At 64.3% G+C, this 21,891-nt stretch carries 20 protein-coding genes; 15 read left to right on the top strand and 5 right to left on the bottom strand.

Going from position 1 to position 21,891, the window contains the following annotated elements:
* Complete coding sequence (locus tag L6D77_RS24155) at nucleotides 1–831, top strand: phosphatase PAP2 family protein (protein ID WP_232885479.1); 831 nt, start codon at nucleotides 1–3, stop codon at nucleotides 829–831.
* Here L6D77_RS24155 and L6D77_RS24150 read toward each other — a convergent pair.
* Complete coding sequence (locus L6D77_RS24150) at nucleotides 782–1,795, bottom strand: transporter (RefSeq protein ID WP_232885480.1); 1,014 nt, start codon at nucleotides 1,793–1,795, stop codon at nucleotides 782–784. The two genes, L6D77_RS24155 and L6D77_RS24150, sit on opposite strands and share 50 nt — an antisense overlap.
* 239 nt (nucleotides 1,796–2,034) lie before the next feature.
* Between L6D77_RS24150 and L6D77_RS24145 the strand changes: the two genes are divergently transcribed.
* The 3 genes from L6D77_RS24145 to L6D77_RS24135 all read left to right on the top strand — a co-directional run bounded on the left by L6D77_RS24145 (nucleotide 2,035) and on the right by L6D77_RS24135 (nucleotide 6,280).
* Nucleotides 2,035–4,167, top strand: coding sequence for a TonB-dependent siderophore receptor (locus L6D77_RS24145; RefSeq protein WP_232885481.1), 2,133 nt, complete (start codon nucleotides 2,035–2,037; stop codon nucleotides 4,165–4,167).
* A 611-nt stretch (nucleotides 4,168–4,778) separates the two neighbouring features.
* Nucleotides 4,779–5,183 (top strand): hypothetical protein, encoded by a 405-nt coding sequence (locus tag L6D77_RS24140; RefSeq protein ID WP_232885482.1) that lies wholly within the window; start codon nucleotides 4,779–4,781, stop codon nucleotides 5,181–5,183.
* Between the two features lie 128 nt (nucleotides 5,184–5,311).
* Nucleotides 5,312–6,280: a ribonuclease Z gene (locus tag L6D77_RS24135; protein WP_232885483.1), complete on the top strand. Its 969-nt coding sequence runs from the start codon at nucleotides 5,312–5,314 to the stop codon at nucleotides 6,278–6,280.
* Nucleotides 6,281–6,300: 20 nt separating this feature from the next.
* Here the strand turns inward: L6D77_RS24135 and ppk2 are convergent, their stop codons facing one another.
* Nucleotides 6,301–7,119: a polyphosphate kinase 2 gene (gene ppk2 / locus L6D77_RS24130; RefSeq protein WP_232885484.1), complete on the bottom strand. Its 819-nt coding sequence runs from the start codon at nucleotides 7,117–7,119 to the stop codon at nucleotides 6,301–6,303.
* A 210-nt stretch (nucleotides 7,120–7,329) separates the two neighbouring features.
* Between ppk2 and L6D77_RS24125 the strand changes: the two genes are divergently transcribed.
* The gene (locus tag L6D77_RS24125; RefSeq protein ID WP_232885485.1) at nucleotides 7,330–7,947 is read left to right on the top strand and encodes a hypothetical protein; all 618 of its coding nucleotides are present in this window, start codon (nucleotides 7,330–7,332) and stop codon (nucleotides 7,945–7,947) included.
* A 224-nt stretch (nucleotides 7,948–8,171) separates the two neighbouring features.
* Nucleotides 8,172–8,390: a hypothetical protein gene (locus L6D77_RS24120; RefSeq protein WP_232885486.1), complete on the top strand. Its 219-nt coding sequence runs from the start codon at nucleotides 8,172–8,174 to the stop codon at nucleotides 8,388–8,390.
* Nucleotides 8,391–8,420: 30 nt separating this feature from the next.
* On the opposite strand, the gene L6D77_RS24115 is transcribed toward L6D77_RS24120, so the two are convergent.
* Nucleotides 8,421–9,296: an AEC family transporter gene (locus tag L6D77_RS24115; RefSeq protein ID WP_232885487.1), complete on the bottom strand. Its 876-nt coding sequence runs from the start codon at nucleotides 9,294–9,296 to the stop codon at nucleotides 8,421–8,423.
* 470 nt (nucleotides 9,297–9,766) lie between these two features.
* Between L6D77_RS24115 and L6D77_RS24110 the strand changes: the two genes are divergently transcribed.
* The 3 genes from L6D77_RS24110 to L6D77_RS24100 all read left to right on the top strand — a co-directional run bounded on the left by L6D77_RS24110 (nucleotide 9,767) and on the right by L6D77_RS24100 (nucleotide 12,110).
* Entirely contained in the window at nucleotides 9,767–11,071 is a 1,305-nt protein-coding gene (locus L6D77_RS24110; RefSeq protein ID WP_232885488.1) for an MFS transporter, read from the top strand.
* A gap of 111 nt (nucleotides 11,072–11,182) precedes the next feature.
* Nucleotides 11,183–11,506, top strand: a complete 324-nt coding sequence (locus tag L6D77_RS24105; RefSeq protein WP_232885489.1) for a hypothetical protein — start codon at nucleotides 11,183–11,185, stop codon at nucleotides 11,504–11,506.
* A 49-nt stretch (nucleotides 11,507–11,555) separates the two neighbouring features.
* A complete protein-coding gene (locus L6D77_RS24100; RefSeq protein WP_232885490.1) occupies nucleotides 11,556–12,110 on the top strand; it encodes a YbhB/YbcL family Raf kinase inhibitor-like protein in 555 nt (184 codons plus the stop codon).
* A 184-nt stretch (nucleotides 12,111–12,294) separates the two neighbouring features.
* On the opposite strand, the gene L6D77_RS24095 is transcribed toward L6D77_RS24100, so the two are convergent.
* Nucleotides 12,295–13,227: a LysR family transcriptional regulator gene (locus L6D77_RS24095; protein ID WP_232885491.1), complete on the bottom strand. Its 933-nt coding sequence runs from the start codon at nucleotides 13,225–13,227 to the stop codon at nucleotides 12,295–12,297.
* 113 nt (nucleotides 13,228–13,340) lie between these two features.
* On the opposite strand from L6D77_RS24095, the gene L6D77_RS24090 reads away from it, so the two are divergent.
* Both L6D77_RS24090 and L6D77_RS24085 read left to right on the top strand, forming a co-directional pair.
* On the top strand, nucleotides 13,341–13,601 hold the full coding sequence (locus tag L6D77_RS24090; protein ID WP_232885492.1) for a DUF2790 domain-containing protein: 261 nt from the start codon (nucleotides 13,341–13,343) through the stop codon (nucleotides 13,599–13,601).
* A 117-nt stretch (nucleotides 13,602–13,718) separates the two neighbouring features.
* Complete coding sequence (locus tag L6D77_RS24085; protein WP_232885493.1) at nucleotides 13,719–15,017, top strand: MFS transporter; 1,299 nt, start codon at nucleotides 13,719–13,721, stop codon at nucleotides 15,015–15,017.
* Here L6D77_RS24085 and L6D77_RS24080 read toward each other — a convergent pair.
* Complete coding sequence (locus L6D77_RS24080; protein ID WP_309295661.1) at nucleotides 15,014–15,715, bottom strand: tRNA (adenine(22)-N(1))-methyltransferase; 702 nt, start codon at nucleotides 15,713–15,715, stop codon at nucleotides 15,014–15,016. The two genes, L6D77_RS24085 and L6D77_RS24080, sit on opposite strands and share 4 nt — an antisense overlap.
* Before the next feature lie 172 nt (nucleotides 15,716–15,887).
* Here L6D77_RS24080 and L6D77_RS24075 point away from each other — a divergent pair, with 172 nt between their 5' ends.
* From L6D77_RS24075 to L6D77_RS24060, 4 genes are all read left to right on the top strand, one after another.
* Nucleotides 15,888–16,268, top strand: coding sequence for a RidA family protein (locus L6D77_RS24075; protein WP_232885494.1), 381 nt, complete (start codon nucleotides 15,888–15,890; stop codon nucleotides 16,266–16,268).
* A gap of 37 nt (nucleotides 16,269–16,305) precedes the next feature.
* The gene (locus tag L6D77_RS24070) at nucleotides 16,306–17,949 is read left to right on the top strand and encodes a KAP family NTPase (protein ID WP_232885495.1); all 1,644 of its coding nucleotides are present in this window, start codon (nucleotides 16,306–16,308) and stop codon (nucleotides 17,947–17,949) included.
* Between the two features lie 384 nt (nucleotides 17,950–18,333).
* Nucleotides 18,334–20,334: a peptidase U32 family protein gene (locus tag L6D77_RS24065; RefSeq protein ID WP_232885496.1), complete on the top strand. Its 2,001-nt coding sequence runs from the start codon at nucleotides 18,334–18,336 to the stop codon at nucleotides 20,332–20,334.
* 62 nt (nucleotides 20,335–20,396) lie between these two features.
* Entirely contained in the window at nucleotides 20,397–21,890 is a 1,494-nt protein-coding gene (locus L6D77_RS24060) for an FAD-dependent oxidoreductase (RefSeq protein ID WP_236170186.1), read from the top strand.
* Nucleotide 21,891: the final 1 nt, after the last annotated feature.

Below are 21,891 nucleotides of genomic sequence, written 5' to 3'. Positions count from 1 at the left end.
ATGCCGTTTTCCACGCGCACACGCTTCTACCTCAACAACCTGGCCTTCCCGCTACTGCTGGCGGTGCTGGTGTTCGTGCTGTTCGACCTGACCGAGCTGGACCGCTGGATCAGCAACCTGCTGCTCGACGCGAACGGGCAGTTCGTCTTCGCGCACAATGCGCTGTTCGAAAAACTCACCCACAAGTGGCCGCGGATCCTGCCGGACTGGACCGGCGAACTGGCGGTGATCGGGGTAATGCTGTCGCTGTTGTGGCCACTGGCCTCACGCTCGGCCCGGGCCGCCCGCCTGCTGGATGCCGTGCGCATCGCCCCGGTGATGCGCTGGAGCACCCGCTACCGCCGCGACCTGTGGTTCGTGGTGGTGGCGTTCGGCCTGTGCACCATGGTCATCCACTACCTGAAGAGCCACACCGGGGTGTACTGCCCGGTGGAAACCACCCTGTATGGCGGCACCGAAGCGCGCTACGAATGGTTCGACCAGTTCAACGGCCTGGACCGCGCAGGCCCCGGCCGTTGCTGGCCCGGCGGCCACGCTTCCAGTGGTTTCACCCTGTTGGCGCTGTACTTCATCGCCCTGCGCCACCGCTGGCAGCATGCGCGCAAGCTACTGGTGGCGATCCTGCTGATCGGGATGTTCTACGGCACCACCCGCGTGTTGCAGGGCTGGCACTACATGTCGCACACCTTCTGGGCCGGGATTTTCGTCTGGCTGACCAGCTGGTTCACCGCCTTGCTGTTCTACGGCCGCCCGGCCCTGCAGGCAGCGCCGCAAGCCAGGCTCAGTAATCGCCCCGCTTGCGAAACGCCCAGCGCCCTGCAATCAACGTAAAGGTCACCACCAGCGCCACCAGCACCCAGAAGCCGTGGGGGTCGTCCGACAGCGGCACGCCCCCCACGTTCATGCCGAAAAAGCCGGCGATGATATTGATCGGCAGTGCCAGCACGGTGACCACGGTCAGGGTGAACAGGGTGCGGTTGTTCTCTTCGGTGAGCTTGGCGGCAATCTCTTCCTGCAACAGCTTGATCCGCTCGACCAGGCTGGTGAGGTCGCTGATGATCACCGAGAACTCTTCGGTGGACGCGCGCAACTGGCGGATATCCTCTTCATGCAACCACTCGGGCGGGCGGTTCAGCAGCCGCAGCAACGAGCCCGGCTCCAGTGCCAGCAGGCGCTGCAGGCGCACCAGTACACGGCGCAGGCTGCCCAGCTCGGCGCGGTTGTCGCTCAGGCGCAGCGACAGCAACTGGTCCTCGATGCGGTCGATCTTCAAGGTGGTTTCGCGCAGCACCCGGGTCAGCAGGTCGCCCTGGTCGCGCACCAGGTGCACCAGCAACTCCACCGTCGAACCGAACCCCTCGCCGCGCTTTACCGATGAGCGCAGCTCGTCCACCGAGTGCAGCGGCTGCAAGCGTGCGCTGACCAGCAAACGGCTGCGTGCGCAGGCCCACAGGGTGGAAACGTCGGACGACATCACGCCATAGCTGAACACCAGGTCGTTGACCACCGCCAGCAAGGCGCTGTCGGTGTGCTCGATGCGCGTGGAGCGCGAGCCTTCGCGCAGGGTTTCGAAAAAGGTGTCGGGCAGGTCCAGGTGGCTCTTCATCCAGCGCTCGCAGGCGGCGTGGGCGAGGTTCAGGTGCAGCCAGAGGAACTGCCCGTCGGGTGGCGCCTGCAAGTGCGCCAGGGCCTGTACCGAGTCGATCTCGCGGCCGGGATGGCCCGGGCGGAACAGGTACGCATACAGCAGGCCGTGCAGGTCGGTTTCAGGGTTTTGCGGATTGGCGGGGAGCATGCGGCGGAGCGACCTCGGCGAGTCCCGGTTCAGAGAAGGTCATATTAGGTAACGTCACATGACAGTTGCGTGACGTTTTCGCTGAAGGCCACGGCTGTTCTAGCCGGCACCCATGGAACTGGCACGCCCGTCACAATTGGCATGTGGTATGCCAAAATATCTGGTAATGGGAATTGTTACCAGATACTATCGCGACGCTTTCACACCCTCCCCCGTGCCCCTTTCCAGGACCTGAACCCATGCGTTACAGGATTGTGTCGCTGTGCCTGCTCCACGCCGCTCCGATGCTCAGCTGGGCCGCGCCAGCGCCGCTCGAAACCAGCACCGGCATTCAGCTTGAAGCCGTGAACATCAATGCCGATGCCGCCGACTACGAGCGCGCCGACGGCCCGGTCGAGGGTTACCGCGCCACCCGTTCGGCCAGCGCCACCCGCACCGACACCGCCCTGCACGAAACCCCGCAATCGGTCAGCGTGGTGCCCAAGGATGTTCTGGAAGACACCGGCGCCACCCGCTTGCAGGACGCCCTCGACTACGCCGGCGGCATTGGCCGGGCCAACAACTTCGGCGGCCAGGGCCTGACCACCTTTACCGTGCGCGGCTTCACCACGGGCGAGTTCTACCGCAACGGTTTCCCGATCAACCGCGGCTACCCCAACGCCCCGGACGCCAACACCGTCGAGCGCCTGGAAGTGCTGCGCGGGCCCGCCACCGCCCTGTATGGCCGTGGCGACCCCGGCGGCACCTTCAACGTAGTCAGCAAGCAGCCCTTGCCCGAATCCAAGGTCACCCTGGGCAGCCAGCTGGACGATCAGGGCATGCACCGTGCAACCCTCGACGCCACTGGCCCGCTGAGCCAGGACGGCAGCCTGGCTTACCGGCTGAACGTACTTGGCGAAGGTGGCGAGAGCTTCCGTGACGACGTCCAGAGCGAGCGTTACGACGTCGCCCCGGTACTCAGCTGGCAGGTCAACGACAGCACCAGGATCGTCTTCGAAGGCGACTTCATGCGTAACAACCACCCCCTCGACCGTGGCCTGACCCGCTACAGCACCCAGACCGGCAGCGCCTCGCGCGACACCTACATCTGGGAAAAAGGCAGCGACAACCTGCTGCACAACGACAACAACATGGCCCAGCTGCGTTTCGAGCACCTGCTCAACGACAACTGGACCCTGGCCGGCGGCATGCAATGGCTGGACGGCACCCTGCAGGGCAACGCCGTGGAAGCCAACGGCGCACCGGCCGACGGCCGCACCCTGCAGCGCAACTTCAACTACCGCAAGCTGGACTGGACCGACCGCGACTACCAGCTCAACCTCACCGGCCACTTCGACACCGGCGCGTTCAGCCATACCCTGCTGACCGGCATCGAGTACGAAGATTACGACTACCGCTCGATCATCCAGCGCTCGTCGGCCGCCGACGGCACCTACCCGATCGATATCTACAACCCGGTGCTGGGCCAGCCGCGCCCTGCCCTGACCCGCACCACCACCCACGACCAGGAGAACCTCAAGACCTGGGCCTGGTTCGTGCAGGACCAGGTGGCCCTCACCGAACGCCTGAAGGCGCTGGCGGGTATGCGCCTGGAGCGATTCGAGCACGACTACGACAACTACCTGCCGGGCGCCAAGGGCTGGCAGGCGGCCGACAACGCCGTCACCCCGCGTTTCGGCCTGCTCTACGACCTGACCGACACCGTGGCCGTCTATGCCAACACCGCCCGTTCGTTCAAGCCCAATACCGGTGCCAGCCGCCAGGGTGACGGTTTCGATCCGGAGAAAGGCAAGTCGTACGAACTGGGGGTGAAATGGGAAGCGCTGGAGCGCCAGCTGAGCGTCGACGCGGCGATCTACCACATCGTCAAGGAGAACGTGCTGACCCGCGACCCCGCCGACGCCAACTACAGCCTGGCCGCCGGCGAAGTGCGCAGCCGCGGCCTGGACATCAATGTGGCCGGCAACATCACCCCTGAGTGGCGGCTGATCGGCGGCTATGCCTACGTCGATGCCGAGGTGACCAAGGACAACCGCCTGCCCAGCGGCACACGCCTGGCCAACATCCCGCGCAACAGCTTCAGCCTGCTCAATACCTACGAGTTCCAGGATGGCCTGGCCAAAGGGCTGGGGCTTGGCGTGGGGCTCAAGTACGTGGATGACCGCAATGGCCAGACCGAGGCGGTGACCTACAGCATGGAGCAGTACACCGTGGTTGACCTGCTCAGCTACTACAAGGTCAACGAGCATGTGCGCCTGAACCTGGACGTGAAGAACCTGTTCAACAAGGGGTATGACGAAGGCGCGTTCAATACCTATGCGTACCCGGGAGCGCCGCGTACGGTGCAGGCTGGGGTTGCGTATACCTTTTAAAGGTCCTGCGGCTGGGCGTTCGCCTTGCATGGGGGCGCGCAGCCGTCCGCCGCAAGAGTTGCAGCGCCTATGAGATCGAGCGCCGCCCGCGCGGCGCTTCGCGGGCAAGCCCGCTCCCACAGTTTATTTCGGGCCAGTCTTTCCTGTGCCGGTACCGGGGCCTGCCTTGTTGGTATGGCGCGGTTTCAGCGTGGGCGTTGCCGCCGCCCCACATGACTCAAGACATGCACCAAGGCGGGCACCGGTACTTTCACAGGCATAATTGGCCCGAAACAAACTGTGGGAGCGGGCTTGCCCGCGAAGCGCCGCGCGGGCGGCGCTCGATCTTGAGAGCGCTGCAAGGCTCTCGCCAATCCCTTGCTCGCGCCCACGCGGTACCCGTCAAGAACCCCTCGAACCACTACCCCTGACAACCGGCGCTTGTAACTTCGTATTACAAACTACGCTCAACTACCAAAGCGGCAATCGCCGCGACACGGGCCATCGGCCTTCGAAGGATCGTGCTCCAGGACCCTGCCAGACGACTGGCGGACCGCCACCCCGGCGGCCGAGGTCCACCGACTGTGGCCTTCCCTGCAAGCGAACGCAGGCAACGCTGAGCGGAGATCACTATGCAGTTGAAAAAAATCGTGTGGATGCTGGCCATCGGCGGTGTGCTCTCGGCATCGTCCGCACTGCAACCGGACAACCTGGGCGCGTTTTCAAGCGCCATGGCGAAGGACGGCGGTGGTGGTGGCGGCGGCGGCCACGGTGGCGGTGGCAGTGGCAGTGGCGGCGGTGGGCATGGCGGCGGTGGCCACGGCAACGGCGGTGGCAGCAGTGGCTCAGGCCATGGCGGTTCGGCAGGCGGCCATGGCGCCGACGATGGTGGCAACCATGCGGCCGGTGGCCTGCACGGTGTCGGCCACGGTGCCGATGACGGGGCCAACCATGACGCCGGCGAAGCCCACGGCGTTGGCCACGGTGCCGATGACGGCGCCAATCACGATGTGGGTGACGACCGCGGCGGCACCTGACCCCTGACGCTCCCAGGCACAGGTGCTTGCACGGCACCTGTGCAGCTTCTCCCGCCACGCCTGGCATGCTAGCCTCCGCGCGCCCCTACCTGCGGGGCAGGAAAGCCGTCACGTCAAGGAGTCAGGCAATGGACCTGCAGTTTCTGGGCACCTCCTCTGGTGTGCCCACCAAGGCCCGCAACGTCAGCGCCACCGCCGTCATCGAATCCACAGGCCACAGCTGGTACCTGGTCGATTGCGGCGAAGGCACCCAGCACCAGCTGCTGCTCAGCCCGCTTTCCGTGCGGGACTTGCGCGGTATCTTCATCACCCACGTCCATGGCGACCATTGCTTCGGCCTGCCGGGGCTACTGGCCAGCGCCGGCATGTCCGGGCGCCAGGAGCCGTTGCCGCTGGTCCTGCCCGATGCCCTGCTTGGCTGGGTGCGCCAGAGCCTGGCGGTAAGCGAGACCTTCCTGCCGTTCGAACTGCAACTGCAGGCGCTGGAAACCTTCAAAGGCTTCAGCGCCGGCAATGTCGAGGTGAGCACGATCGAGCTGTCGCACCGCGTGCCCTCCTGGGGCTACGTGCTCGATGAGCGCGACCCCGCGCCGCGGCTGGATACCGCGCGCTTGAAGGCCGACGGTATCCCGGCCGGGCCGCTGTGGGGGCAACTGGCCCATGGCCTGGCCGTCACCCATGAAGGCCGATCGCTCGAACCCCGCGACTACCTGCAACCGACTCGCCCCCCGCAACGGATCATCGTCTGCGGTGACAACGACCGCCCCGAGCTGCTCGCCGAGTTGGCCCAGGGCGTCGATGTGCTGGTGCACGAAGCCACCTTTACCCAGCCGGTGGTCGAACGCAGCCAGACCACCTTCGGCCACAGCACCGCGGCGCAGGTGGCGCAATTCGCCGAAGCCGCAGGGGTGAAGAACCTGGTGCTGACCCACTTCAGTGCCCGCTACCAGCCCACGGCCAACGGCCGTGGCAACTCGATCGCAGAAGTGCGTGAGGAGGCCATGGCGCACTACAGCGGCCACCTGACCCTGGCGCAGGACCTGCAACGCTATCACCTGGGGCGTGACGGGCGGCTGGAAGCGCTGGACAGGGCCTGAGGCCCGCCCGGGCCCGGGTTTCAGAAGCGCTCGCCGACCATCTTGAACGGGTAAGGCTGCGACTTGTACTTGCCGATCTTGCCGCGCTTGGGCAGCTCGATCTTCTGCTTGTGGCTGAGGTCCTTGTACGGGACCTGCTGCAGCAGGTGGCTGATGATGTTCAGCCGCGCCTTGCGCTTGTCCTCGGAGCGGGCCATGAACCACGGCGCCCAGGACGAGTCGGAGGCGGCGAACATGTCGTCGCGGGCGCGGGTGTAGTCGTCCCAGCGGTTGTACGACTTGAGGTCCATGGGCGACAGCTTCCACAGCTTGCGGCCGTCGTCGATGCGGTCCTGCAGGCGGCGGGTCTGCTCTTCGGCGCTGACTTCCAGCCAGTACTTGAGCAGGATGATCCCCGACTCGACCATCATCCGCTCGAACATCGGTACCACGGTGAGGAACTTGTGCGCCTGCTCATCCGTGCAAAACCCCATCACCCGCTCGACGCCGGCGCGGTTGTACCAGCTGCGGTCGAAGATCACCACTTCACCGGCGGCCGGCAAATGGGTGAGGTAGCGCTGGGCGTAGATCTGGGTTTTTTCCCGCTCGGTCGGCGCCGGCAGTGCCACCACGCGAAATACCCGGGGGCTGACGCGCTCGGTGATGGCCTTGATGGTGCCGCCTTTGCCGGCACCATCTCGGCCTTCGAAGATGATGCACACCTTCAGGCCCTTCTCCACCACCCACTGCTGCAGCTTGACTAGCTCCACGTGCAGCTTCTTCAGTTCGTTTTCGTAGTCTTTGCGCCCGAGTTTCGCGGCGTCATTGCCCTTGTTTTTCTTGCCCGCAGCCTTGGCCATCGCCTGCTCCCCTGTGCCAACCCCTGGATGCCGCGGCGCTGCCGTGGCGGATCAGAGCAGTATGGATGAGCCTCGGCGATTTGCCGGGCGCTGTGCCGGCATGTCCACTGGCCACGATTGCAGCCGCTCTGGCGCGCGGGTTTTAATCCCGTCGTCGCTGGCCCGGGCCGGCGTTCTATCCGCACCATGGCAACTCAAGGAAGCCCCACGATGGACAGGAAGCTCGTACCACTGGCCCTGCTGGCAACCCTGCTCGGCTGCTCGGATGACCGGCAAGCCACCGAGGCCGGCCTGCGTCAGGCCGCGCAAACCTGGCTCGACAGCCAGTACCCGCATTGTTTCGTGATCAGCAGCTTCCCTGCCCGCACCCGCGATTTCGACGTCGACGGCAACAACAAGGCGTTGCATGCCCTGGCCCAGGTGGGCGTGGTCAGCGAGAAAGAGATTGCCCGCACTGAAGTCCCTGCCCGCCTGTGGCAGGCGGCGCGCACCGACATCTACTACGCGTATGAGCTGACCGATGAGGGCCGCAAGTACTACAAGGCCGACACAGGTAACAGCAAGGTCGGTGGGCTGTGCTTCGGCAAGGCGCGGGTCACCGCCATCGAGCAGTTCACAGCGCCGACCGAACAGGCTGGCAAAACGGTATCGAAGGTAACGTATCGCTACAGCGTCAGCGAGCTTCCCGCATGGGCTGGCGATGCAACGGTGCAGGCCAGCGTGAAAGGTTTGGGCCAGGCGTTCGACAGCAGCCGTCAACCGTTCCAGACGACCGCCAACATGGCGTTGACCGAGCAAGGTTGGGTGCAGCAACCGTTGGCCAATTAAGTGGCAAGGAACGCTGGGGCCGCTACGCGCCCCTATCGCGACACAAGGCCGCTCCTACAGGAAATCGCGCTTACTTGTAGGAGCGGCCTTGTGCCGCGAAAGGCCGCGCAGCGGCCCGGCGCACTCGAGACTCCGGTTAATCCTCAGAAAATCCGCATTCGCCATCCTTGCCCCGCCCCGGCCGCCTCGCGGCCGGTTTTCCGGTTCAACGATGGAGTCACCCCATGAAATCCCTGTCTTTCGCCCTCGCCCTGCTGGCCGCCACCTCGGTCACCTCAGCCTTCGCCGAAGGCGGCGCCGAGCGTCTGCAAGCGCGCAACGAGCAGCTGGCTCTGCAACGCCAGCAACAGGCCGAGGCCGTCGCCAAGCGCGATGCCCACGCCCAATCGCAGGCGCAAGCGCCGCGCCAGGGCGATGCACTCAACAGCAAGCCTTGCAGCTGATGCCCGCGAGGGCCGGAGATACTCCGGCCCTCACAACCACCACGCCAACACGGCCGGCAACCACACGAACGACAGCAGCGTCGAGCACATCACCAGGTTGGCCACCTGCTCGGGTTCGCGGTTGGCCCGCACCGCCAGCAGGTAGTTGAACACCGCCACCGGCATCGACGACTGCACCACCAGCACCGCCCGCTCCAGGCTCTGGAGCCCCAGCGCGGTACCCACCGCCCAGCCCACTGCCGCCCCCAGTACGATACGCAACCCGCCCAGCAACAGGCCGCTGCCGATGTGCTGCGGGCGAATGCTGGCCAGCGAAACACCAAGGGTCAGCAGCATCAGCGGGATGGTCATGCCGCCCAGCAGGTCGGCGGTGTTGGCCAGCCAGCGTGGCAGTTCGATATCGAGGAAGATCAGCGGCATGGCGCCGGCCAGGCTGATGACGATGGGGTTGCGCAGCAGCGCCTTGAACGAAGCGGCGCCCCCGGCAATGGCAATGCCCAGGGTGAACTGGAAGATCGACAAGGTGAGGAAGAACGCTACCGCCAGTGCCAGGCCGTGTTCGCCGAAGGCGTACAGGCTGATCGGCAGGCCCATGTTACCGGTGTTGGGGAACATGAAAGCAGGCATCAGCACGCGCCAGTGCCGGCCGCTGAGGCGGCATACCAGGTAGCCGGTCAGCGCCATGCCGAGCATGCACAGCACGCAAGCCAAGGCCATGCTGGTGAAGGCGCCGGGATCGAGCTGGGTGCGATTGAGCGTGGACAGCACCAGCGCCGGCGTGCCGACGGTCATGACCACCCGCGCAATGAATTCGGTCGGATAGTCCAGGCCACGGCGGGCCCAGATGTAGCCGATACCGGCGACGATGAACACGGGGGCCAGGACAGCGAACAACGAGGCCAGCATTGCGTAGGATCTCCCTGAAAAACCTGCCGCGCATTATGCGCACTTGTGCAGCTGCGCCCCAGGCCAATGCGCAGGCGCCAACAGTTAAAGTAAATTCTAGAAAGATATAACGCTTTAAAAACATGAATTTACTATCGATTGTTAATGTCAATTACTCGATATATTTTCTGGGGCAAACGCGTACTGAGCACATAGCCTTGGGCCTGCGGCCTCTCGTCGCAGCCAACGCCCTCTTGGCAAATCCGCCACAGCCCGTAAAATCCCGCCTCCTTTTCGCCCGGCACCCACCCGGTGGCCACCGCCCGCAAGGACCGCGTCCGCGCCTCTCGCCACATCGCGCATGTGCTACAGGCTCAACCGCCCCCGCCCGGCCTCCCCCTTGAGGTCCAGCGGTTGACTCTTGCCCAGGTCGCACCCGTGCACGCAGCGCAGAAAGGCACAGCTCGGCTTCTTCCAACCTTGAGGTACGTATGTCTCCGCGTTTGCTGGCGATGGCGCTGGCACCCCTGCTCGGCCTGTTCATCATTGCCCTGGGCAATGGCTTCATGTCTTCCCTGACCACCCTGCGCCTGGACGCCGCCGGCGAATCGGCGACCACCATCGGCGTGGTGTCCTCGGCCTACTTCATCGGCCTGACCCTCGGCGCAATCGTCAACGACCGGCTGATCCTGCGCATCGGCCATATCCGCGCCTACAGCAGCTTCGCCGCGCTGATCGGCGCAACCATCCTGCTGCAGGGCCTGTTCTACGACACCACCTGGTGGTCGATCCTGCGCCTGCTCAACGGCTGGGCCGCCGTCGGCGTGTTCCTGGTGATCGAAAGCTGGCTGCTGCTGGCCGGCGACGCCAAGATCCGTGGCCGCCTGCTGGCGCTGTACATGATCGCCTTCTACGGCGCCGGGGTGATCGCCCAGGCGGCCCTGGGCGAGATCACCAGCTGGGGCGACACCGCGCCGTTCATGCTGGCCGGCATGCTCGCCACCCTGTCGGTGCTGCCGATCGTGATCCTGCCGCGGGTATCGCCCCTGCTCGACCAGGTCGAGCCGCTCAAGCCGCGCCAGCTGCTGGGCGTGGCGCCTACCGGGCTGGTCGGCTGCTTTGGCTCGGGGGTGGCGATTGCCGGGATCTATGCCCTGCTGCCGTTGTACCTGCAACGGGTCGGGCTGGATGTGGGCGAGGTCGGCGAAATGATGGCCTGGGTGATTCTCGGCGCCATGCTGCTGCAGTACCCGGTGGGGCGCTGGTCCGACCGCAAGGACCGCCAGGATGTACTGATTGCCCTGGCGGCGATGTGTACCGTGCTGTCGCTGCTGATCGTGGTGCTGCCGGTGGACACCGTGCTGTTGCCGGCCCTGCTGTTCCTGCTCGGTGGCGGCGTGTTCGCGCTGTACCCGGTGGCAGTCAGCAGCGCCGCCGACCGCGCGCCGGCCGATGCCCTGGTGCCGATGATCCAGGGCCTGTTGCTGATCAACTCGCTGGGCTCGGCCATGGCGCCGTTGACGATCTCGCCGATGATGACCTCGTACGGCGAAGTCGGGCTGTTCTGGGCCTTCGCCGTGATCAACCTGGCGATGGTCGGTTTCTTCCTCTGGCGCCGTGGCAAGCGCCCGAAACCCGAGCACCCGGCCCCCTTTACCGCGGCCACAACCTTCTCGCCCACCGGCGCCGAGCTGCGAGTGACCGAGGACCTGATGCATGCCGCTCAGGAGCACCCGACCCTGGACGCGCTCAACAGCGCGGCGGCGCCTCATCAGGCGCGCAGCGAAAGCCACTGATGCAACCGGGGCCGCCTGCGGCCCCTTGGTTTACCGCCCGTCGCCCGAGGGGCACCCTGGCCGCGTTTTGGCAGCCGAATCCATGACAGTTCATCCGACAGGAGACTCACCATGGTTCGCGTACGCCCGCTCGCCCTGCTCCTCTGCCTTTCGCTGGGCATCGTTTCGGCCACCAGCTACGCTGCGTCCGATCCCTACGGTGGCCAGCCGCAGACCAACGAAAGCAGCAAAGGTGATCAACCCAGAGGCTCCACCGCCGGTGACGGCAGCAGCGTCAACAACCCCGGCGGCGGCAAGGACAACGACAGCAGCGACACCGGCACCAATTCTGATGCGGCTGACGGGGCTGCCGGTGGATCGAACAGTACCGGTGAGGCTACCGGAAGCGGTGCCGGGCACACCGGAGGCACTGCCGAGGATCAGGACAGCCGTTGACCGGCCTTGGCTACACTGCTGAACGACGCCCCTGCCCTGGAGACTCGGCATGAACCTCAGGCACTGGTTGCTGCTTGCCCTTCTGCCCATGGGGGCATTCGCCGCCTCGGTCAACCACAGCCCCGCCCTGGACATCAGCTCGGCGTCGTTCACCGACGGTGGCGTGATCGCGCTGCAGCAGGTGGGCGCGGCCACTGCCTGTGGCAGTGGCGAGGAAAAATCACCGCAAGTGAGCTGGACTAACCTGCCGCAAGGCACCCGCTCGCTGGTACTGGTGATGTTCGACCCCGACGGTGGCAAAGGCCTGGGGGTGGTGCACTGGCTGGCCTACAACATCGACCCGGCGGCCGGCGGGCTGGAGGAAGGTGCGGGTGGCCAGAGCAGCCCGGTGGCTGCGCTGGGCCTCAACTCCCATGGCGCGATGGCCTATCGCGGGCCTTGTCCGCCGGCCGGCGATAATCCTCACCACTATGTGCTCACCTTGATCGCCACCGATCTGGCCCCTGGCAGCCTGCCCGGGGAGATGGACCATCGAGGGTTGCTGGAGGCGCTGCGGGGCCATGCGCTGGGGGCGCAGAGCCTGGTGGGGCGTTATGGGCACTGATCCCCAACGCCCAATCAGTGGGCTCACATCTTCGTTGTAGGAGCGGCCTTGTGCCGCGAAAGGGCCGCAGAGCGGCCCCAAGGCTTTTGCGTTACCCGCTAATCTGCCGGGGCTGCTGCGCAGCCCATTCGCGGCACAAGGCCGCTGCTACAGAAAAGCTACGCAAGGGCTGCATCTAGCCGCCCTACCGCCAGTACTGCGCCTTATCCACCACCCGCTGGTGCTCGGCAAACAGCAACGGCAGCTGCTCCTTGAGATAGTCGATCCAGGTGCGCACCTTGGCATCCAGGTAATGCCGCGACGGGTAGATCGCATAGATCTCCCGCTGGCGCAGCCGGTATGGGGCCAGCAACCGGCACAGGCGCCCTTCCTGCATGGCCTGACTGGCCGAGTAGTACGGCAGCAGCCCCACCCCCATGCCCAGTTCGGTGGCCTTGACCATCGCGTCGGCAACATTGGTGAGGAAGGTATCCTGGGGCACGATGACGCAATTTTCCGGGGCCTTGCCGAAGGTCCAGTCCTCTTCGAACAGTGGATCGACCGTGCGCAGGCAAACATGCTCATGCAAGTCTTGCGGTTGTTTGGGAACGCCATGCCGAGCCAGGTAGTCGGGTGAGGCGCAAAGAATGCTGTGAATGCTGCCCAGCGGGATGGCGATCAGCTGCGAATCGGGCAAGCCCTGGCCAATGGCGATCACCACATCGTGCCCCTCGGCCAGCGGGTCGGGGTTGCGCTGCGACAGGGTCAATTCCATCACCACTTCCGGGCACGAGGCGTTGTAGCGCGCCACCAGCGGCATCATCAGCAGGCCCAGGCCATGGGTGCAGTGCAAGCGCAGCCGGCCGCGGGGCGTGAGGTGTGCGCCACGGGCCTCGTCCATGGCCTCTTCGGTGAGCAGCATGATCTGCCGCGAACGCTCAAGAAAGCGCTCACCTGCCTCGCTCATGCGCAGGCGCCGGGTGGTGCGGTGCAGCAGGCGGGTCTGCAGCTGGTTTTCCAGCTCCGCGACGATCCGCGACACCTGCGCCGCCGAGATGTCCAGGGCATTCGCGGCGGCGGCGAAACTGCCGCATTCCACTACCCGGGCAAAGGTGCGCATCGCATGCAGCATGTCCATGAGGTGGGCTCTCATTCATACATGAAAGGCAGGAATCTATCACGGGTTAGCCCATTTATTGTGAAACACCAATGAATGGATCATGGACACATCCCGAAAACGAGGAGCCTGTCATGAAACGTTCGATCGCTTTTCTCGCCCTGTCCGCCACCCTCGCCTCGTTCGGCGCCCTCGCCGACAGCGCCACCCAGCAGCCCGTGAGCAGCAGCTACGAATACGGCATGCCGCTGGACGTGGCCAAGGTCATCTCGATCACCCCGGCCAGCAACGTCGCCGATTGCCAGGTGGGCACCGCGCACATGGTCTACGTTGACCACCAGGGCCAGACCCGCCAGGTCGACTACCGCGAAATGGGTAACTGCTCGCAGCTGTAACGCCTGCGTAAACGGCCGGGAAAAATACCAGCCGTCTTGCCCAAAGTGCATTTGCCCACCTGCCGCGTCGCCCCATGATCATCCGGAACAACTACAAGAACGTTCCGGAAGCCGATCATGATCGAAACCGCTGCTGCCCTGCCCGCCCATTCACCGGCCGCCACCCACGCGCGCATCACCTGGCGGCTGATGCCGCTGCTGCTGGTGTGCTACCTGTTCGCCCACCTCGACCGCATCAACATCGGCTTCGCCAAGATGCAGATGAGCGCCGACCTGGGTTTTTCCGACACGGTGTACGGCCTGGGTGCCGGCCTGTTCTTCGTGGCCTACGCGCTGTTCGGCGTGCCCAGCAACCTGGCCCTGGACCGGGTCGGGCCGCGGCGCTGGATCGCCACGCTGATGGTGGTCTGGGGCCTGCTGTCCACCGGCATGCTGTGGGTGCAGGACGCGGCCGGCTTCTACACCTTGCGCTTTCTGCTCGGCGTCGCCGAAGCAGGCTTCTTCCCCGGCATCCTGGTGGTACTCAACCGCTGGTACCCGGCCAGGCGCCGGGCCCAGGTGACCGCGCTGTTCGCCATCGCCGTGCCCTTGGCCGGGGTGGTCGGCGGGCCGCTGTCCGGCGGCATCCTGCAAGCCTTCCATGACCACGGCGGCCTGCGCGGCTGGCAGTGGATGTTCCTGATCGAAGGTTTGCCTGTGGTGCTGCTGGGGCTGGTGGTGCTCAAGTGGCTGCCAGACAGCTTCGAGCAGGTCAGCTGGCTCAGCGCCGAACAGAAAAGCGCCCTGCGCGCGGAACTGGACGGCGAGGAACAGCGCAAACCGGTCAGTTCGCTGGCGGGCTTGCTGGGCAACGGCCAGGTATGGCTGCTGGTGGCAGTGTACTTTGCGGTGATGCTGGCGGTGAACACCCTGGCGTTCTGGATGCCCAGCCTGATCCATGGCGCCGGCATCGGCAGCGATGGCCAGGTCGGCCTGCTGAGCGCCGTGCCCTACCTGGCCGGCTGCCTGTTCATGCTCGGCTGCGGGCGCTCGTCGGACCGCCACCGCGAGCGTCGCTGGCACCTGTGTGTACCGCTGCTGATGGCCGCCGCCGGGATCGCCGTGGCCGGCCTGGCACCGGGCAATGCGCTGCTGGTGATGGGCGGCCTGGTGGTGGCCGGGATGGGCGCCAGTGCCGCACTGCCGATGTTCTGGCAACTGCCCCCGGCGTTCCTGGCGGGCAATACCCAGGCGGCGGGGATCGCCATGATCAGTTCGTTCGGCAGCATCGCCTCGTTCCTCGCGCCCTACCTGATCGGCTGGATGCGCGACACCACCAACAGCCCGGGCCTTGCGCTGCAGGTGCTGGCGGTGGCAATTGTGCTCGGGGGACTGCTGGTGCTCAAAGTGCCGGCCAGCGTGGCCAACCCGCGCTAGGCGGCGGCCAGCATCTCGCTGATCCAGCGGGCCTGACGGGCTATGTCCTGCACCTTGTCCTCGGGCACCGGCTGGCGGGCACGCTCGAAGTTATCGAGCGTCTGCTGCTTCTGGCGCAGCATGCGCTGCCACTTGAACAGGAATGCCGGGCTGCGCTGTTGCATCAGCAAAGGGCCGAAATACAGCTGCTCGGCGCTATAGACGACCGCCTCGCAGCGCTCGGCAACGATGATCTCGTAGTCGAAGCGGTTCTCCCGCAGCACTTCTTCGCAGCGGATGCGGTAGTCGTTGTCCATCAGCCACTGGCGCAGCGGCTGCTCGCCGCCGTTGGGCTGCAACACCAGCCGCTCCTTGCCGCTCAAGCGTTGCTTGCCGGCCTCGAGGATGTCACGAATAGTCTCGCCGCCCATGCCGCAGATGCTCACGGCAGTGATCCCGTCTGCCGGCTCGATGGCCGCCAGGCCACTGGCCAGGCGTACGGTGGCCTGGGCCTCCAGGCCGTTCTCGCGCACGGTGCGCTGCGCGGCCTGGAACGGCGTCAACGCCACTTCACCGGCCACCGCCGCGGCGATCGCGCCACGGCGCAACAGCGCCACCGGCAGGTAGCCGTGGTCCGAGCCGATGTCAGCCAGCCGTGCCCCGGCCGGGATATGCGCCGCCACCCGCTCAAGGCGGGTGGACAATGTGTGTTGGTTCAACGGTTGCCTCTTCGATCGCCACCAGGGCCCGGCGCCTGCGGCCGGGTCGGGGCGCGATTCTGCCGTGGGCCGCCGCGCTTATCAAATCCGCGCGACCACGGCCATGGCTCGACCCGCCCTTGACGCTCGCGTAGGCTTGCGGGCTTTCCTCCCGTGCAAGGCAGAACATTCCATGGCAAACGACGGCATCATCTTCACCCCGGACCCGGACGCCGATTCCATCTCGTCCGACGTGGCCGAGTACAACGGCGTGCTGGTCAGCACCCAGATCCCCACCCGCGCCGACGGCAGCCTTGAGCTGGGCGACATCACCACCCAGAGCGAATGCACCCTGCAGGCGCTGAAGGTAGCCCTGGAGCGCGCCGGCAGCTCGATGGACCGGGTGCTGCACCTGACCATCTACCTCACCGACATGGCCGACCGCCCGGCGTTCAACGCGGTGTACCAGCGCTTCTTCAGCAAGCCTTGGCCGGTGCGTGCCGCAGTTGGTGTGGCGTCCCTGGCCGTCGAAGGCATGAAAGTGGAAGTGACAGCGATGGCGGCCAAGGGCTAATCAGTTCCAAAAATTCGGCAACCCACAAGGATGCGAGATGTCATTATCAATAGAACAAGCCACGCGTGCTTTGACTAAAGCGCTGAAGAACAAAGAGCACAAGGTAATTGCCCTTTCCGGTCCTTGGGGCACAGGCAAAACACACTTGTGGGATACCATAAAACCGTCTTTGCGGCCCGGCATAATTGAGGTGACGGCATTCGGCGCAAAATCAATTCAGGATCTAAAAATGAGGCTCTTGCAGAGCTACCTCGACAGTGGCATGGATGGCGCAGGCACCACAGTTAATGAGGTGCTTTCCTTCGCTAAAGGAGCTCTTAAGAAATTCACAGGCATCGACGCCGGGGATGCTCACCTACTGGCCTTGCCAACGTTCACTCGCAATAAATTGATCCTAATTGACGACATCGAAAGGAAACATAAGTCCTTCGAGGCCGATGAGCTTCTCGGGTTTATCAATGAATTTTCGGAAAAATACAGCACGCGCTTTCTTCTGGTACTGAACACTCAGAAACTGGACGACAATGCTACATGGCAGACGCTTCGAGAGAAGGTGATAGATACTGAGTTTTCCTTATCCCCGACTTCGGACGAAGCGTTCGCCATTGCCTGCCCAGGTAACAATAAAAATTACCTGAAAACCGCCAAGAAAGCCGCCGCTCAGCTTGAAATCAGCAACATCAGGATCTTGAAAAAAATCATAACATCGCTCAATTCGCTATTTGCCGAGCAGGAGGAGCTTTCACCGAACTTGTGCGAGCAAATAATTCCCTACACTACACTCATGATTGCTGCCTATCACAGGGGAATTGAGTGCGGAATTACACTGGAATACATAGAGGATTTTCATTGGGGTAAGTCTGAGCCAAAAAATGATGAAGACGCAGCTTGGCGCAAAATTATCAGTAAAATTGGTTATTTCCGCGACCAGTTCCCGCCGATCATTGCGCACTACTTGAGAACAGGTGAAATTCAACACGATGCTATTTCTGAATTCCTTGCGCCTCGCCGGAAAAACTCCGAGAAGAACAGGAGAAGCGAACTGGTCAAGGAATTTCTTCAGGACTTCCAATGGTGCCAGAGCTTCTCAAGGGAAAAATTACTGGATTTCCACAAGCTCATAGAACCGCACTTTTATGAGATAGACAGCTACGACGCCACCTCAATCTGTACATTTTTCACTGAATATGGCGAATTTGAAAAGGGTGAAGCGCTCATCGACACCTGGGTCACCGCGGCCCGTAGCGACCCTACCGGCATAAATAGACTACCCTACGGAAGTCCGCCGACAATTCACGAAAAAATACATGCATTGAAAGGCGAATTGAAACCGCCCACCGGCGAACCCATGACGTTATTGGCAGCAATAGATAAAATCAAGAGCCAACCAGATGAAACGTCTGCACACGAGCAGGTTTTGCTTATTTCGACCGCCGAGCAATATATTGAGCTGATCCCCTCACTTAATCGAGAAAATCTGAAGGATTTCATCGACTTTCATCTACGTATCGCCAGCCAGTGTTCTACGCGTACGCTAACAATAGCCTTTGAAAATTTTTCTTCTGCCTACAAAGCATTTTCCAACTTGGAGCAGAACGCTCAACTTGTCAGGATCATTGAGCGCGAGGCATCGTCGAGAAATATTGATCTTGATGTATTCAGCTCATGCGCGGTTACCTGAGCTCCCCTCCAACGTTGCTCGAGGCTGCCGGTATCGATCAGAAGAGGTAAATTAGCATTCTCGCTTAGCTGAATGGCGGGCTTGAACGTTCGATCTTGTTCCTAGCCCTTTCAACGGAGGCTAGGGTTCGTACGAAACGATGCCGAGCGGCGATCATGCAAGGCGAAAACAGACGCGGAACTGTCGGAGTCGCGCTCGACTTCACTGGGCGCAGATGAGCATTGCGACTGGCCTGGCCTCCAGCCTCTTTCGAGGCTGCCTGATCGTCGCGCAGGCATTTAACTGTGGGCCTAAGTACCTCCATCGAGCAGATCATGGGTGCCCCGTCTGGCATTTCACCGCTACAATGCCCGCCTTACCGTGACAGCCCGAACCTATAACGACATGTCCCTTCCAAAGCACCACCTGGAACTGCTCAGCCCTGCCCGTGACGTGAGCATCGCCCGCGAGGCGATCCTGCACGGCGCTGACGCCATCTATATCGGCGGCCCGAGCTTCGGCGCGCGCCACAACGCCTGCAACGAAGTCAGGGAAATCGCCGAACTGGTGGAGTTCGCCCGGCGCTACCACGCGCGGGTGTTCACCACCATCAACACCATCCTCCACGACAACGAGCTGGAGCCGGCGCGCAAGCTGATCCACCAGCTGTACGACGCCGGCGTCGATGCGCTGATCGTGCAGGACCTGGGGGTGATGGAGCTGGATATCCCGCCGATCGAGCTGCACGCCAGCACCCAGACCGACATCCGCACCCTGGCCCGGGCCAAGTTCCTCGACCAGGCCGGTTTCTCGCAACTGGTACTGGCCCGTGAGCTGAACCTGCAGGAAATCCGCGCCATCGCCAGCGAGACCGACGCGGCCATCGAGTTCTTCATCCACGGTGCGCTGTGCGTGGCCTTCTCCGGCCAGTGCAACATCTCCCACGCCCAGACCGGGCGCAGCGCCAACCGTGGCGACTGCTCCCAGGCCTGCCGCCTGCCGTACACCCTCAAGGACGACCAGGGCCGTGTGGTCGCCTTCGAGAAGCACCTGCTGTCGATGAAGGACAACAACCAGACCGCCAACCTGGCCGACCTGGTCGATGCCGGCGTGCGTTCGTTCAAGATCGAGGGCCGCTACAAGGACGTGGGCTATGTGAAGAACATCACCGCCCACTACCGCAAAGAACTGGACGCCATCCTCGAAGGCCGCCCGCAGCTGGCCCGCGCCTCCAGCGGGCGTACCGAGCACTTCTTCGTGCCCGACCCGGACAAGACCTTCCACCGCGGCAGCACCGACTACTTCGTCAGCGACCGCAAGATCGACATCGGCGCCTTCGACTCGCCGACCTTCACCGGCCTGCCGGTGGGCGTGGTGGAGAAAGTCGGCAAGCGCGACCTGCAGGTTGTGACCGACGTGCCCCTGAGCAACGGCGACGGCCTCAACGTGCTGGTCAAACGTGAGGTGGTGGGTTTCCGCGCCAACATCGCCGAGCTCAAGAGCGAGTCCGAGGACGACGGCCAGAAGCGCTACCGCTACCGCGTAGAGCCCAACGAAATGCCCGAGGGCCTGTACAAGCTGCGCCCCAACCACCCGCTGTCGCGCAACCTCGACCACAACTGGCAGCAAGCCCTGCAGCGCACCTCGGCCGAGCGCCGGGTGGGTGTCGAGTGGCACGCGGTGCTGCGCGAGCAGCGCCTGTTGCTGACCCTCAGCAGCGAGGAAGGCGTGAGCGTGCAGGTGGCCCTGGATGGCCCCTTCGGCGCCGCCAACAAGCCGCAGCAGGCGCTGGACCAGTTGCACGACCTGCTCGGCCAGCTGGGCACCACCATGTACCACGCCAATGCCATCGAGCTGGACGCGCCGCAGGCGTACTTCATCCCCAACTCGCAGCTCAAGGCCCTGCGCCGCGAAGCCATCGAGGCGCTGACCGAGGCGCGGGTCAAGGCCCACCCCCGTGGCGCGCGCAAGGCCGAGACCACGCCGGCGCCGGTGTACCCCGAGTCGCACCTGTCGTTCTTGGCCAACGTCTACAACCAGAAGGCCCGCGACTTCTATCACCGCCATGGTGTGCAACTGATCGACGCCGCCTACGAGGCCCATGAAGAGCACGGCGAAGTGCCGGTGATGATCACCAAGCACTGCCTGCGCTTCTCCTTCAACCTGTGCCCCAAGCAGGCCAAGGGCGTCACCGGCGTGCGCACCAAGGTCGCGCCGATGCAGCTGATCCAGGGTGATGAAGTACTCACCCTCAAGTTCGACTGCAAGCCGTGCGAGATGCATGTGATCGGCAAGATGAAGAGCCATATCATCGACCTGCCCACCCCGGGCAGCGCCGTGGCCCAGGTGGTCGGGCATATCAGCCCGGAAGACCTGCTCAAGACCATCCCGCGCGCGCCGCATTGAGGGGGACCACCCTTTGCGCGTTTGCCCCTGGGGTAGGACGCAAGGGGTGCGGCGCCTGTGAGATCGAGCGCCGCCCGCGCGTGCAGGCCGGGACCGAAGAGGTCATCCTGGTCCGCCATGGCGACCAGGTGCGCGCCTACCAGGGCAACTGCCCCCACGAAGGCGCGCCGCTTGAGGAAGGCGTGGTGTGCGGCGGCTTGCTGGTCTGCCCCTGGCACAAGGCCGCGTTCGCCGTCGATGAAGGCGCGGTGTGCGAGCCACCTGCACTGGTGGGGTTGCGCCGCTATCCGGTAAAGATCAAGGACGGCCAGGTCTGGGTCGATGACCAACCCTTGCCCTTGGCGGCAACACCCCGCCACAGCGATGCGCGGGTGTTCGTGGTGGTCGGTGCTGGCGCTGCCGGGTCTGCTGCCGTGGCCACCCTGCTCGACCATGGTTTCGGCGGGCGCCTGGTGTGGGTCGATCAGGAACAACCCAACGCCTACGATCGCACTGCCCTTAGCAAATTCGTCATCGCCGGGCAGATGCCGCCGGACGAGGTGCCGGCGCTGCTGGAACCCGGCGTGCTGCGCCAGGGGCAACTGCAGCGTCTGCACGGCAAGGTCCGCAGCCTGAACGTCAATAACCGCGAAATCGTCCTCGCCGATGGGCAGCGCCTGAAGTACGACGCGGCCCTGCTGGCCACCGGCGGCAAGCCCAAGCGCCCCGACCTGCCCGGCGTGCAATTGCCCGGTATCTGCGTGCTGCGCTCGCGCGAGGATGCCGCGCGCCTGCTCGACTTGGCCGAACCCGGCCAGCCGGTGGTGATCGTCGGTGATGGCTTCATCGGCCTGGAAGCGGCGTCGGCACTGCGCAAGTACGGCCTGCAGGTGCATGTGGTGACCCGCCATCCAGTGCCGTTGGTGAAACAGCTGGGTGAACGCATCGGCCTCAGCCTGCGCGAACTGCACGAGCGCAAGGGGGTGCTGTTCCATGGCCCCACCGAAGTGGCCGCTTTCGAAGGCAGTGAGCGGGTCGAGGCAGTGATCCTCGCCAACGGCGAGCGCCTGGCCACACCGCTGGTGCTGCTGGGCACCGGCGTCACGCCGGCTACCGGGTGCCTCCAGGGGCTACAACTGGGCGAAGACCGCTCGGTGCAGGTCGACGCCCATCTGCAGGCCACCGAAGGCCTGTGGGCGGCCGGCGACATCGCCACCTTCCCCCTCGCCGGGCGCCCGGTGCGCATCGAGCACTGGCGCCTGGCCCAGCAACACGGGGTGATTGCCGCCGCCAACATGCTGGGCGAGCGGCGCCGCTACGATGATGTGCCGTTCTTCTGGACCTACCAGCATGGGCGCACCCTCGAAGTGCTCGGGCATGGGCTGCACTACAACCGCATCGAGTACGTGGGTGAGCCCGAGCACGGCGATTTCATCGCCCTGCAATGCATCGACGACCAGGTCGAGGCAGTGGTCGCCAAGGGCTATGCGCGGGCCATGGCGGTGCTGTCGCAACGCATGAAACGGCCGTTGTCGAGCCGCGAGGCGCGGGAGCTGATCGATGCCTGGCCAGACTGAC

The sequence above is a fragment of the Pseudomonas parasichuanensis genome (assembly GCF_021601385.1).
Taxonomy (GTDB): Bacteria; Pseudomonadota; Gammaproteobacteria; order Pseudomonadales; family Pseudomonadaceae; genus Aquipseudomonas; species Aquipseudomonas parasichuanensis.
The sequence above is the reverse complement of the archived record's forward strand: the minus strand, read 5'-3'. Positions and strand labels throughout refer to the sequence as shown.